This is a genomic window from Chitinophaga sp. MM2321, from assembly GCF_964033635.1.
Taxonomy (GTDB): domain Bacteria; phylum Bacteroidota; class Bacteroidia; order Chitinophagales; family Chitinophagaceae; genus Chitinophaga.
In genome coordinates, this window is the sequence record NZ_OZ035533.1 from 4857610 (window position 1) to 4870941 (window position 13332).

The 13332-nt window shown below is 46.3% G+C and carries 12 protein-coding genes; 3 read left to right on the plus strand and 9 right to left on the minus strand.

The window, feature by feature from the left end; all coding sequences use genetic code 11:
- Positions 1–94 precede the first annotated feature (94 nt).
- On the plus strand, positions 95–439 hold the full coding sequence (locus ABQ275_RS18785; RefSeq protein ID WP_349314699.1) for a hypothetical protein: 345 nt from the start codon (positions 95–97) through the stop codon (positions 437–439).
- Positions 440–483: 44 nt separating this feature from the next.
- On the plus strand, positions 484–1248 hold the full coding sequence (locus ABQ275_RS18790; protein WP_349314700.1) for an SOS response-associated peptidase: 765 nt from the start codon (positions 484–486) through the stop codon (positions 1246–1248).
- A 30-nt stretch (positions 1249–1278) separates the two neighbouring features.
- Here the strand turns inward: ABQ275_RS18790 and ABQ275_RS18795 are convergent, their stop codons facing one another.
- The 6 genes from ABQ275_RS18795 to ABQ275_RS18820 all read right to left on the minus strand — a co-directional run bounded on the left by ABQ275_RS18795 (position 1279) and on the right by ABQ275_RS18820 (position 8911).
- Positions 1279–2310 (minus strand): substrate-binding domain-containing protein, encoded by a 1032-nt coding sequence (locus ABQ275_RS18795; protein ID WP_349314701.1) that lies wholly within the window; start codon positions 2308–2310, stop codon positions 1279–1281.
- A gap of 56 nt (positions 2311–2366) precedes the next feature.
- On the minus strand, positions 2367–3698 hold the full coding sequence (locus ABQ275_RS18800; RefSeq protein ID WP_349314702.1) for an FGGY family carbohydrate kinase: 1332 nt from the start codon (positions 3696–3698) through the stop codon (positions 2367–2369).
- 12 nt (positions 3699–3710) lie between these two features.
- Positions 3711–4985 (minus strand): TIM barrel protein, encoded by a 1275-nt coding sequence (locus ABQ275_RS18805; RefSeq protein ID WP_349314703.1) that lies wholly within the window; start codon positions 4983–4985, stop codon positions 3711–3713.
- A gap of 11 nt (positions 4986–4996) precedes the next feature.
- Complete coding sequence (locus tag ABQ275_RS18810; RefSeq protein WP_349314704.1) at positions 4997–7117, minus strand: bifunctional aldolase/short-chain dehydrogenase; 2121 nt, start codon at positions 7115–7117, stop codon at positions 4997–4999.
- A gap of 8 nt (positions 7118–7125) precedes the next feature.
- The gene (rhaT, locus tag ABQ275_RS18815; RefSeq protein WP_349314705.1) at positions 7126–8181 is read right to left on the minus strand and encodes an L-rhamnose/proton symporter RhaT; all 1056 of its coding nucleotides are present in this window, start codon (positions 8179–8181) and stop codon (positions 7126–7128) included.
- A gap of 304 nt (positions 8182–8485) precedes the next feature.
- Positions 8486–8911 (minus strand): VOC family protein, encoded by a 426-nt coding sequence (locus tag ABQ275_RS18820; RefSeq protein WP_349314706.1) that lies wholly within the window; start codon positions 8909–8911, stop codon positions 8486–8488.
- Between the two features lie 154 nt (positions 8912–9065).
- Here ABQ275_RS18820 and ABQ275_RS18825 point away from each other — a divergent pair, with 154 nt between their 5' ends.
- Positions 9066–9344 (plus strand): hypothetical protein, encoded by a 279-nt coding sequence (locus tag ABQ275_RS18825; RefSeq protein ID WP_349314707.1) that lies wholly within the window; start codon positions 9066–9068, stop codon positions 9342–9344.
- Between the two features lie 47 nt (positions 9345–9391).
- On the opposite strand, the gene ABQ275_RS18830 is transcribed toward ABQ275_RS18825, so the two are convergent.
- From ABQ275_RS18830 to ABQ275_RS18840, 3 genes are all read right to left on the minus strand, one after another.
- Positions 9392–10399: a terpene synthase family protein gene (locus ABQ275_RS18830; protein WP_349314708.1), complete on the minus strand. Its 1008-nt coding sequence runs from the start codon at positions 10397–10399 to the stop codon at positions 9392–9394.
- 150 nt (positions 10400–10549) lie between these two features.
- Positions 10550–12283, minus strand: a complete 1734-nt coding sequence (locus tag ABQ275_RS18835; protein WP_349314709.1) for an ATP-binding protein — start codon at positions 12281–12283, stop codon at positions 10550–10552.
- Between the two features lie 293 nt (positions 12284–12576).
- Complete coding sequence (locus tag ABQ275_RS18840; protein ID WP_349314710.1) at positions 12577–13308, minus strand: glucosamine-6-phosphate deaminase; 732 nt, start codon at positions 13306–13308, stop codon at positions 12577–12579.
- Positions 13309–13332 lie beyond the last annotated feature (24 nt).

Here is a 13332-nt window from a genome sequence, read left to right on the forward strand (position 1 = left end):
ATCTGTTAAAGATCTTGTCAAACTAAAATATTTAGCTTTATTTTGCTAATAATATTAGTATTTATTTGTAGGTAAATAGTGAAACAGATCAGTTATGGACCATCCTTTGGTATTATTATCGGCGCCGCTGGTAGCAGCGATGCTTGAAAATGGCTTTACGCTGTTTGTCCGCCAGAGTTATCAGGACGGAAGAGATCATACAGACGCCCGCACACGGGAAATATTTCTTATCACACCTTATAAAGATATAGGGGAAGCCAACCAGCATTTTCAGCAGATCCGGTTTGATAAAAGGAAATATATTTACCAGTCGCACCATGTGGAAGAAGTGGAAAAGCTTTACAAGGCGGCATCACAGCCCACCGGCTACAAAGTATATGTAGCTCTCACGCCCGCTGAAACATTCCTGCCGGATGAAACAGCCACCGCCACAGAATAATTAAATAAAAGTACCTTTATCCGTCACAGAAAGTTATTGATCATATGTGTTACGATATAGCCCTTGCCGCTAAACTGCAAAGTGTGCTCAAAGCCATCCCCCTGCTCAAAACAGGCATTAACCCCGACCTGGGTTTTGAACCTACTTATCATAAAATAGGGATGTCATATCCGCAGTGGCCTGTAATCGTAAACAATGACGGACCTACCCTGGATACCTTCACCTGGGGGCCTATTCCCAAAATGCTGGACACCGCAGAAAAAGTAAAAAAACAACGGCAACTTTTCCTGAATGCCCGCAGTGAAAAAGTGCTGGAAAGCGGCACGATGTGGAATGCCATCCGGCACCAGCGTTGCCTCATACCCGCTACCGGCTTTTTTGAATACCGGCAAATCCCCGGATGGAAAAATAAAGTGCCGTATTACATCAGATCCAGCGAGCAGGATGTCTTTTTCATCGCAGGACTGTGGGCGCATTCCAATTCCTGGGATGTGGATAAGCCCGCGCGTATCCCCACTTTCACACTGCTCACCCGCAGCGCCAATACCGTGATGCGGCAGATCCATAATGGTGGCGACAATGCGGGCCGCATGCCCATGATGCTCACCAACGACCTGGCACAGGAATGGCTGCACCCACAACTAACGGATACGGCTATACAGGAATTGCTGCGTTATCAGCTGCCACCCGCCGGTCTCGACTGCTGGCCGGTAAATTCCGTTCGCAAAGTGAAACCGGATGACGCCACCGTGATTACGCCGGTGCAATACGAAGGACTACCCGCCCTCGTGAAGGATGTACAGGAATGATTTTTTGCAGGAAATGATGAGATGAACAGCTTATAAAGAGGCCCTCAGCCGCAATTTAAATGGCACTTCCAGGTGTGCTACCGAGCGGTCTGTCACTAATTCTGCGGCCAGTTCCCCCATTCTGCGGAAGTCTGTGGATATAGTGGTGATACCATTCAGGATGATGCGTTTCAGCGGCGTTTCATTATAGGAAATAACGCCCACCTGCTCCCCTACGGTCAGCTCCAGCTCCGTGATCTGTTCGATGAGGGCTACCAGGTCGTCTTCCATCAGCGTAATATATACTTCGCCTTCCTTGATGGCTTCATCAGTAGCCTGGTTGAGTATTTTATAAGCGAAGGCATAATCCTGGCAAAAACGGATAAACCCGGTCAGCAGTTCAGAAGGGATATAACAATTTTCAGGGAAGATAATTTTAATAGTGTGATACTTGCCCAAGGGCACCCTCGCTTCCTGGAGGGCGTTATAAATATCTTCTTCAAAATTTTCATACACAGCGCCAAAATCGCCGGTGATACCGCCTACCTTCTTATCCAGGATCACCAGTTTATCTTTCGGAATGGTGTTGATGATCGCATGTGCTTTCTCCCCTCTTTCCGTAAAATGCGGGATGATCACGTAATAGGAATAATCCTCGCGTTTATTGGTCAGTAATTTTTTGAAGAGGGCATAGTCATTATTGTAGATGTAAAAATCCACGGCTACGTTTTCACCCAAAGCCTTCATAAAAGCATCGTACACAATTTTTTTGTGTGCACTCAGTTTGTTGAAAAGCAGAAATATTTTGGGAATGGCGCGCACGCCCTTATCAGGAATGAAGTATCCTTTGCCCGGTACAGAGCCCAGGACACCGGTTTTCTTCAGGTAGCGGTAGCCTTTTTCGGCCGTATCGCGGGAAATATCCAGCTCGAAGCTCAGTTCATTGATAGAAGGCAACAGATCTGCCGGTTGGATCTGGCCTGTTTCCAGTCCTTTCAGGATGGAATTGGCCAGCTGCATGTATTTCGGCGTAGCGGAATACTCATCTATCACAATCAGGTCTATTAGTCTCTGTTCTTTCATGTTACCTCCAATGTACATTAAAAACTGCTATTCACAGCTGACAGGCAGCTATCCTGTCAGGCATAATATTTTAGTTCAACCAGGTCGGTGGGTACCGGCTTGGTATTCCAGGCATGATGTATAGCCAGTGCAGCGCCTACTGCCGTGGCATGCGATACAGATGCAGCAAATACTTCCATATCAGGGAAAGATAATGCCAGCAAATGCATATAGATCGAGTTCTTGGCAAATCCGCCGTCTACAAATAACCTTTTTACAACCGTATCTCCTATCACCAGGCTGGTAGAAATGTGTTGCTGTGCAATCAGTTCCATCACCAGGTGATGATAGGCAATTGTACTATTCTGATAGTAAGATAAATCCCTGTTACTGAAATCCAGATTATCCGGCACCGCTTGCAGCGTGGTTATGATGCTGCCATCATATTCCATGTGCTTGTATTGCGCTTCATCTTCCTTAAAATGTGCGGCGATCCTTTTGATCTGTATTTCGTGTTTATGCCCGGCAAAAAGCCTGGAAGCCTTCAGAGGCAAGCCTTTATAAGTGATATAGTTTAGGCAGTCCTGTTCCAGTTCCGAAGTGGTCAGCGGTGAATGATTGAATGGATTCATACTGATGCACCAGGTACCGGTGGATATTAATATAAACGGTTCCTGGAAATTCAGCAGGTAGGGGATCAGCGCCGCAGAACTGTCGTGCAGGCCGATACCGGCTACGATGGACCTGTCGTCATGTTTCAGGATGGTGGTATAGTCCGCCGGAAATACGGGGGCCATTTTTTCCAGGATGTTTTCTGCTGCTACCCAGGGATGATAAGAGTTGTGTTGAAAATCCCACAGGTTGGTATGGCAGCCGATGCTGCACATTTCAGAAACAGGTAAGCCGGTAAACAGGTAGCTGATGTATTGTGGCAGATGTAAGGCATAACGGATCCGAGCAAACAGTTCCGGCTGCATGTATTTGATGCGGTAAAGCTGCATACCGGAGTTCAGACTGCCCAGTACCGGGGAAGCGGTTCTGTGCGTAAAAGCCTCCACGCCGCCATAGGTTTCATAAAACCGGTTATGTAATGTTTCCGGGTATGGTTTCAGGTAGCTGTATAAAGGTCCGGCACTGTTTCCCTTTTCATCGATGTGTACAAAGCTGGCGCCGTAACCGGCCACATTGATAGCTTTCACGTCAAAATCGGGATGTTGCAGCACCTGGTCCAGTTGCTGCAACACAGTACTGCGGAGCTTATCCACATCTTCGCACGCATCACCATCTTCATCTGTTGTCTCTTCCAGACTACGTTGTTCTTCAAAAACAATTTTATATTGCTCGTTTAATAAAAGCAGTTTCTTATTGGTTTTACCAATATCAAATATTGCTATAACGGGAATCCGCATGTGGGTCTAAATTTACAAGCCGGTGGCAACGGCGGTTTTACCTCTTTCTTTCACCAGAGAATCTCTTACTTTTTCGCTCCGGAATATGGCCAGCGGGTCCAGGGCGCCGCCTGCACGGAGACGGGCTTCCGCTACCAGCGGCCGTACATCAGTACGGTAAGCCTGTTGTAAAAGCTCCTGCGCCAGGGCAGTATCGTGGTTGTTCTGTGCAGCAGTAAGTTGTGCACGATCTACCAGCAAAGCCTGCGCATAGGCTATCTTGATCGCTTCTACAGATTGCAGCAGGTCTTCCAGCGGATCTTTTACATTATGGCTGGCATCTATCATCCAGCCCAGGTCTGTGGCGTGTTGCATGCCACGAGTGTCCATTCCGTCAATCAGTTCATTGAAGATAAGGAACAACTGGTATGGGCGGATACTGCCTACAGTGAGGTCGTCATCACCATATTTGGAGTCGTTGAAATGGAATCCACCGAGTTTTCCTTCCATCAACAGTAATGCAACAATCTGTTCTATGTTGGCATTCGGGAGATGATGACCGAGATCCACCAGTGTATAGGCTTTCTCTCCCAGTTTGGAGGCGTAGAGCAGCGACTGTCCCCAATCGCCCACGGTAGTGGAATAGAAGTTAGGCTCAAAGGCTTTGTATTCTATCAGCAGCTTCCATTGATCAGGGAGGGCCTGGTAGATCGTTTCGAAGCTACGCAGCGTGTTTTCAAAAGCGCGGCGGAAGTTAAGCTGTCCCGGAAAGCAGGAGCCATCGCTCAGCCACACCGTTAGTGCTTCCGAGCCCAGCTCCGCACCATAGCGGATCACCTCAATATTATGATCGATAGCTTGTTGACGTGTATGCTTATCCGTATGAGAGAGCGAGCCGAATTTATAACTGTGTTCCTGTCCGGGTTGGTCCTGGAAGGTGTTGGAATTCATGGCATCGAATTTCAGTCCCAGCTGTGCCGCCATATTGCGGATATGTGCGGTATTGGTGGGAATATCCCACGGAATATGCAGGGAAACGGCGCCGCCCGATCTGTTGAGTGCGTGCAGCAATCCGATGTCTTCCAGTTTTTCCTCCAGGGATCTTGGCTCGCCTCCACCCGGGAAGCGGCCAAAGCGTGTACCACCGGTACCCAGCGCCCAGCTGGGTATAGCGACCTGAAATACAGCCAGTTTATTCACTATTTCATCTACGTTCTTTATTTCCTGGCTGATAAACTCAAATCTACGTTTATGCGCGGTAGTTAGTCCGTCGTTATGCGCGGCTATCTTATATTTTTCTATCTGCATATAAACTCTTTTTATCTGACAAAAGCTGCGGCAATACCGCCATCTACATTTAATACATTACCTGTGGACTTGCCCAGTAAGCCGCCGGCAAAAGCGAAACAGGCGTTGGCAATATCTTCCGGCAGGATGATTTCATTGAGCAGCGTGCGTTTGGCATAAAAAGCCGGCAAGTCTGCTACAGCGATACCATATGCTTTGGCACGGCCTTCTGCCCAGGCGCCTTCCCATATTTTACTATCGGAGATCACCGCATCAGGGTTTATCACGTTGACGCGTATACGATCTTTCCCCAGTTCAGCAGCATTTAACCGGCTAAGGTGCAGCTGTGCAGCTTTAGCAGAGCCATAGGCCGCATTATCAGGTCCACTCATGAGTGCGTTTTTGCTCACAATATTGATGACATCGCCACCAAGATGCTGCTTCCGCATCATATTTACACCTGCCTGTGTAACCAGGAACTGGCCTTTTACCAGTACATCATACAGCAGGTCCCAATCCTTTTCTGTGTGTGCTTCCAGTGGTTTGGAAATAGACAATCCCGCACAGTTCACGATAAGATCCACCCCACCAAAAGCCAGTGCCACCTGATCGTATGCCTGCTGAATGGTAGCAGGAACGGTTACATCGAGCAATGCGGCGGTAAATACATCCTTACCATATTTTTTCTCCACCGCGGTGATGGCAGTTGCCAGCCGCTCGCTATCGTTATCGCTGATAAGCACTACGGCGCCTTCGTCTGCAAACTTCTTTGCGATAGCCTTTCCAATACCGCCGGCGCTGCCTGTTACCAGGGCTATACGTCCGCTCAGGGCTTTGGGTTTAGGCATACGCTGTAGTTTGGCTTCTTCCAGCAACCAGTATTCTATATCGAATGCTTCCTGTCTTGGTAACGAAATATACTCAGAAATTGCTTCAGATCCACGCATTACATGAATAGCGTTGATATAAAACTCCGCTGCTACCCTGGCTGTTTGTTTATCTTTTGCAAAAGTAAACATACCAACGCCGGAATAAAGAATCACTACCGGGTTAGGGTCGCGCATAGCGGGACTATTGTCATGCTTACACTTATTATAATATGCGGTATACATCTCCCTGTATTCATCAAACAAAGGGGAAATCTTTTGTTTAATGGCGTTCACATCACCCAGGTCTTCATCCGGTGTAAGTTGCAGGATAAGGGGAGATATTTTTGTGCGCAGGAAGTGATCCGGGCAGCTGGTACCCATAGGGGCCAGTCTTGAAAGATCGTTGGAGTTAATGAATTCCAGTACATCCGCATCATCTGTAAAATGACCGATCATATTCTGGTGCGAAGAGGCAAATCCGCGCAGGATGGGCGCCAGGGAAGCCGCTTGCTGTAAACGCTTCTCAGGAGCCAGGGAAGAGATTTTAGCACCACCAAAAACAGCGGGGTTCTTAGCTACAGCTGTATTGATATATTCAGCCGCGCGCTCAATTACTTCCAGGGTATTTATATAGCATTCATAAGCAGTGTCGCCCCAGGTAAACAAGCCATGCGAACCGAGAACGATGCCACGGATGCCGGGATTTTCGTTCAGGCATTTACGTAGTTGCAGTCCCAGGTCAAAACCAGGGCGTTGCCAGTCAACCCACCCGATGGTACCGTTGAATAGCTCCTGTGTAATACGCTTACCATCTTTTGCGGCAGCAATTGCTATCAACGCATCGGGATGTAAGTGATCAATATGTTGAAAGGGTAAAAACACATGCAACGGAGTATCAATGGATGGAGGCCGGGAAGCAGGATCATACATGCAATGATTGAATAACCCTACCATCTCATCTTCATGCTCAATTCCGCGATAAATGTTTTCGAGGTTATGGAGCCGGTCCACATACAAAGCGGCCAGGCCATTGCGTTTAAGTGTGCCGAGGTCGCCCCCGGAGCCTTTTACCCACATAACGTCCGTATCCTTTCCGGTTAGCGGATCATGCACCGATCCCTTATAGGAGGTGTTGCCACCACCGTAGTTGGTGAGTCGGAGATCAGCTCCCAGTAAGTTGGAGCGATATATAAGCAGGGCCACTTCATCACCAGCCAGCGCCGCAGCCTGTGCGTTGTCCCATAAATAACTGACGTGTTTAAACTGATTTACTTCCTGCGACATACTATATTTTATTTAAGAGAATTTCCATATCCTACAATCAATACAGACAAAAGAATGGTAAGGATCCCACCTACAATAGTGGCGGTGGCCTTTTTGCTCACACCCTTCCATTCGCGCAGGGCGAGGCCCCACATGTTGGCAATGAGTATAATAAAGGCCATATGAAGGATCCATGAACTGGCGCCATTGCCCAGTTTACTTTCGCCCATACCGTAAAAAAAGAACTGTAAAAACCAGGTGGTACCCGCCATTGCGGCAAACAGATAGTTGCGTAGTAATGGGGTGCTTTTATTCGTATAGTCGTGGTACGACCGGTTACGTATATTTAAGATAATACACCAGACGAAGTTAGTCGTCAACCCACCCCAAAGCAATACCACATAAGTAACATTATTCTGATACAATGGGTTCAGCCCGTTTGCCACGGCCACCTCAGCCATGTCTTTACCGGCTTCGATGCCGTATACAAAACAAGCACTGAGGATCCCGGAGATCACGCCCACAATCAGCCCTTTCACGACACTAAACTCTGCTACTGCTTTCTTCTTTTCTTCTTCCGTCAGTTCCTTTTCTTTCATGATGCCCGCCCAGCCACAGATAAAAATACCTGTGAGACATACCAGCAATCCCAGGAGGACTACCAGTCCCCAGGTGCTGCTGAGCATTTCCGAGAGGGATGTTTTACCCGCAGTAGGTACTATATTATAATAGATAGCCGGCACCAGCGCCCCGAATACGGAGCAGCAGCCCAGCATCACGGAGTTACCCAATGACATCCCCAGGTACCTGATACCCAGCCCATAGGTGAGCCCTCCAATACCCCAAAGCAATCCGAATATATAGATAGTAGCTATAACAGACCAGGAAGCCTGTGAGATAATTTCCGAAAAACCCGGCAGGGTAAGCCATGCTGCCAGCGGAGGAACAACCAGCCAGGAAAACAACCCACCAATCAGCCAATAACTCTCCCAATGCCAGCCTTTTACTTTTTTGAAGGGCATATAAAAACTGCCCGAGGCGAACCCGCCAATGAAGTGGAATATAATACCTGAGATAACCTCCATGTGGAATTTTTTACCGTATCTGTTTTCACTAAAATATGGAAAACAAGGGGCAGTGCTGTCATGCACTGTTATGCCGGATATTGATTATTTTATCATTTTGGTATTTTAAATATTTAACAGGTGATTTCCGGCGCCGGTCCGCCAGGTTTTCAGGAGCAGGTACAGCTCCGCTTACCGGGACATCGGAGAAAAACGGTCCCGAAAGGTGATCATGGATTTTAAAGGAGATGACCGCAGCCGGTTGTATACTGCGGTACTGAGATGCATAAAAACAATGGATGATCAGGAATGCAAACAATTTATTTTAGTGGTTATTCTCATCGTAACTAACCATCCACTGCACATCAAACTTATCAACAAACATTCCGAAGTAGGCGCCCCAGAAAGCTTTGGCAAGCGGCATCGTTATTTTTCCTCCTGCGGAAAGACCATTAAACAGATCAGTCGCTTCCTGTTCACTATCTGTATTAATAGCGATGTTATAAAGCGTACCCGGTGTTCCCTTTCCGTATGATTCCGGTATATCGCTACCCATTAAAACACTTCCTTTTCCAATTGGTAAGGCAACATGCATGATACTCTCTGCTTCACTTGCCGGAAGTGTATATTCTGGCGGCACTTCTTTAAACCTTGAAATCATCATAAACTCTCCACCAAATACTGATTTGTAAAAATTAAATGCGGCTTCGCATTGACCATTAAAATTCAGATAAGGATTAACTACTGCCATTTTTTTAAGTTTTAAAATGTGAAGGATTACTTACTCAAATATATCCCGATATATGCAAATCAAAAGGGGGTAAACAGGACATTGTAAGGGGGAAATACGACCTGTGGAAATCAGGTATTGGATCAATCTTTGAGGTCTGCTTTATAAAAACATTATGGCAACACCAAAGAATACTCCCGGACCATTACGCGATGATGAACTGCAACCGGATGATATCATTAATCACCAACAGCAGCCGCTACCTCCTAAAGGCAACCAGGATGAGCAATCACGCACAGGAGATGAAAATACAGAAGATGAATTACTGGACGAAGAAGCAGATGATGCAGAACTGGATGAACTACTGGAAGAAGAAAAAATTACAGATGAGGATATACAAAGTGATGCACTGGAAGAAGGAGATGAAAAGGAAAAAGGCCCCATGAAGGGATAGCAGGAAGAAAACACCCGGCAGACGCCAGGTGTTTTGGGGGGATGATGCTATTTAACAGAACCATATTGCTTGCGGGTAGCAGATATGGGGCCGTACACGAAGCGATAGCGGGCTGTTTCCATTGTACTCCAATCGATATTGCCACGGAGAATTGCACTTAAAACAAAGGCATATTTTTCCACTACTTTATTCATTGAAATAGAGAATACAGGTAAATTGGCAGAAAGTGTCGCAAATTCATTCATTTCCTGATCATGAATTTCTACTGCTTTGGCTACTGCCCTTTGAAGGCTGATCCTTTTTTCATGCGAAATAACTTTGACCAGGTTATGTGTATCCCCATGTTCCAGTTCTTTGGAGCAGGAATAGAGATCGTTGGCCCAGCAAACCAATCCCCTGGCCAGTTTCGTAAGCCGGTCAATTTTCGGATGTTGCAGAATTTCTTCCGGCAGATAAATCTGTTCCACTATTTCTATCATATCGGTAGAAATATGCGCAGCGCCGGCAAAAGGCCGCATCCTCATAAATTCTTCAATACCCGGAATACGGTCCGTACTGGTATTGCGGTATTCCCATGCAGCGGCATCAAATAAAATACGGATACCGTTCTCAAAATGTTGCTGCCATTGCGCACTGCTCAGTGCCTTGGTACGATCCCAGACATCGGTCAAACCAGCCAGCAAAGGGCCACCATCAGCCAGGGTAAAGCGTTCCTTGTTCTGTAATACATGCATACATTTTTCTGTAAATCCATGCAGACTGGCAGCGTTTTCAATAACGGAGCTTTTATTCATCTGGTTATCCAGGGCGTCGTCCATGGCAAATAAAAGTACATGGCTGTCGTTGGCCAGTTGCATCCGTTCCCGGTTGGCGGTGGGGAAGAACCTGGCTACCATCCAGGTATAGTTATCGCTCAGAAACTTTACAAACTTAGCCTCGTCGTAAAGATTAAACTTCCTTACCCATTGACTGGTACGGAGATGCGTGTCGATAACATACTTGTTAATACGCGGAGAAAAGGGGCAATAAAGGCCCGGTACGGTAATGGTTTGCATTGTGTTGCTATTTATTGTGTGAAAAAATGCGCTTGGCGAATGACAATCGGCGGGGGAAAAAACAAAAAAGGGATCGGTATAAAAAGTACTAAAAAAAGCCGCGATTTTCTCGCAGCTTTACAATTAAAAGATAATCAGCATGTTAGAAAATCAGATATCTATATGCAGTGTTAAAAAACATTCCAATTGTTTGTAGAAGACAGAAAACTCAACCGGTTTTGTGAGATAACTATTAAATCCGGCTTCAGCTGCGGCTTGCAGCTCATCATCAAATGCTCCCCCGGAAACGGCTACCACGGGTATGTCTTTCATGTTTTCCATGCTCCTGATCTGTTGCAGAAAATCTTTACCATTGCCATCAGGCAATCTCATATCACATAATATGAGGTGTGGTTGGAACTGCCGGGCCATTTTTACGCCTTCTGCTACACTGGCAGCAAACTCGTATTCACAGCCTACTTTATTCAGCAGGAATTTATACATCACCTGCTGGATCTTATCATCTTCAATCACTAAAACGCGGCTATCTGTAAAGCGACCGAACTTACGCACGGAATAGGATAATTCACCGGCGTCACCGGCCAGTTTATAAGGAAAGGAGATGGTAAAGGTAGTCCCCTTGTCCTCTTCGCTGTCCACCTTCAAATCGCCGGAAAGGATACCGATCATTTTTTTGGCAATGGGTAGTCCCAGCCCGGTTCCTTCCCAGTCGCTTCTGCTCCGGTAAAAAGGCTCGAAAACTTCGTTCATTTTCTCCGATGATAAACCGGGACCCTCATCTTTTACTTCAATATATATAAGGGTGTCATCACTTTTTATCTTTACTTCAATCGTTGTTTTCTCCCTGGTAAATTTGATCGCATTGGATACCAGGTTTCCTAGTACTTTGGTCAGTTTTACGCGGTCTGTCAATATTAATTTAGGTACGCCGGTGGCGAGTTCCAGCTCCAGGTGTACTGATTTCTTGGAAGCCATGTATTTATAAACCACCATTAATTCCCGGATCCATTCGGACATGTTCAGCGGTGCATCATGAATACTTTCGGGTGCGCCGGCTTCTATCCTGGCCCAGTCCAGCGAGTTATTAATAATGTCCAGCACCTGCCGGCCGCCTGTATGGATAGCCGTTAATGCTTCTCTCTCAATGAGCATATAATCGGGATCATTCACATTGGCGGGCTCACTGGTCAGCAAATTGGAAATACCATACACCACATTCAGGGGGTTACGGATTTCGTGGCTCAACTCTTTAATAAAGGCGCTTTTTGACTCGTTGGTATCTCCCAGGATCTTATTCTGATGTACCAGCCTGATTTCAGTATGTTTCCGGGCTTTCAGGTAAAAGGTCAGCATGATGATACATAAAGTCGGAATGGTAGCAGCCACCACTGTTTCAAGGATAATCATACCGAGTGGGCTGAATTCCACGGGTTTAATCAATGCTATAAACTTGTTTACATATACGGCGGTCAATGTTAATCCGATGGCTGTAAGACAGATAATCCTTATAATCTTCCTGTCAAATAACAATAGAACGATTCCCGCCATAAACACGCTCATGAGCGGTACGTTGATAACAGGGCCCAGGTAGATCCCGAAAAACAAGGTGGCCAGGCAATAAGTAAAAAGGATCGCTACCAGCGCCGCTTCATACCGCCTGATCTTATTCAGGTAAATAGCATACAGGAAGGCCACTGTTTCAATAACAGATCCCAGGAAAATGGTTTGCTGATTAAAAATGATCAGGAAAAAAGAGCCTACTCCGATGGCAACCAGGGCTGATATAAGGCTAAGGGAATTAGCTGTTTGGATCTTCTTTCGTTGTGCATGCTCCAGGTTACTGGCACCTGCGGTGATAATATTGGTTATAATAGAGGTATTCATGTTGTAGGGTTTGCCGGTTCCTGATATGATATGTTCCGCGTGTAAATACAGTTATTTTGTAAGGGTTCAATCGGTATTAATCTCTAAAAATATCTACAATAAGTGTTTTCAGTGTAAGGGTTAAGTTAAGTTATTTTTGAATACCAAAGACCAAAGACCAAGATTATAAGATTAAAAAGATTTGCCCGATGGGCGTAGATTGAATAAAAGTATAAGTACAATATAAATACTTATCCAGTTCAATCTACGCCCATCGGGCAAATCTTTTTAATCTTATAATCCTGGTCAGGTCGTCAGGTGAGTTTCGATGCAGCTGCTTCGTCCAGGTAAAAAATACAATCCTTGTGTTGCTGTAAAATGCTGGCCGGAAACAGGTTGCTCACCGGTTGTTCCAGGCTGTCTTTTACCGCCTGTGCCTTACGCTCACCGGGAACAGAACAGATGATATGTTTGGACTGCATAATCTGCTGTACAGACATACTGATGGCCTGTAATGGCACATCGGTGAGGGAAGGGAACCAGCCTTCATTCATTTGCTGCTGCCGGCAGGCAGTATCCAGGTTTACAATAATATAAGGTGTAGTGGTGTCAAAATCAGCCGGAGGATCATTAAATGCCAGGTGTCCGTTCTCTCCCACGCCTACCAGCGCCACATCAATCGGATGCGCTTTTATGAGGGCCGACAGCCGCTCACATTCCGCCTGCGGATCGGTTTCACCGCTGATCAGGTAGACCGCTTTCAGGGAAGGTACTTTTTCCAGGAAACGTTCCTTCAGGTATTTGCGGAAACTGGCCGGATGTGTGATGGGCAGTGCGATATATTCATCGAGGTGAAACATATTTACTTTTGACCAGTCGATACTTTCCGTTATCAGCTGGCGGATAGTTTCGAACTGGCTGGTGCCGGTAGCCAGGATAACATTAGCACTTCCTTTTTCATTGATGGCGGCACGTATCAGTGCAGCCGCAGCTTTTCCTGCTGCTGTCCCCAGTTCCTGCGGATCTTTTGATCGGATAACTTTCATCAGATATCAGTTTTTTTATGACAT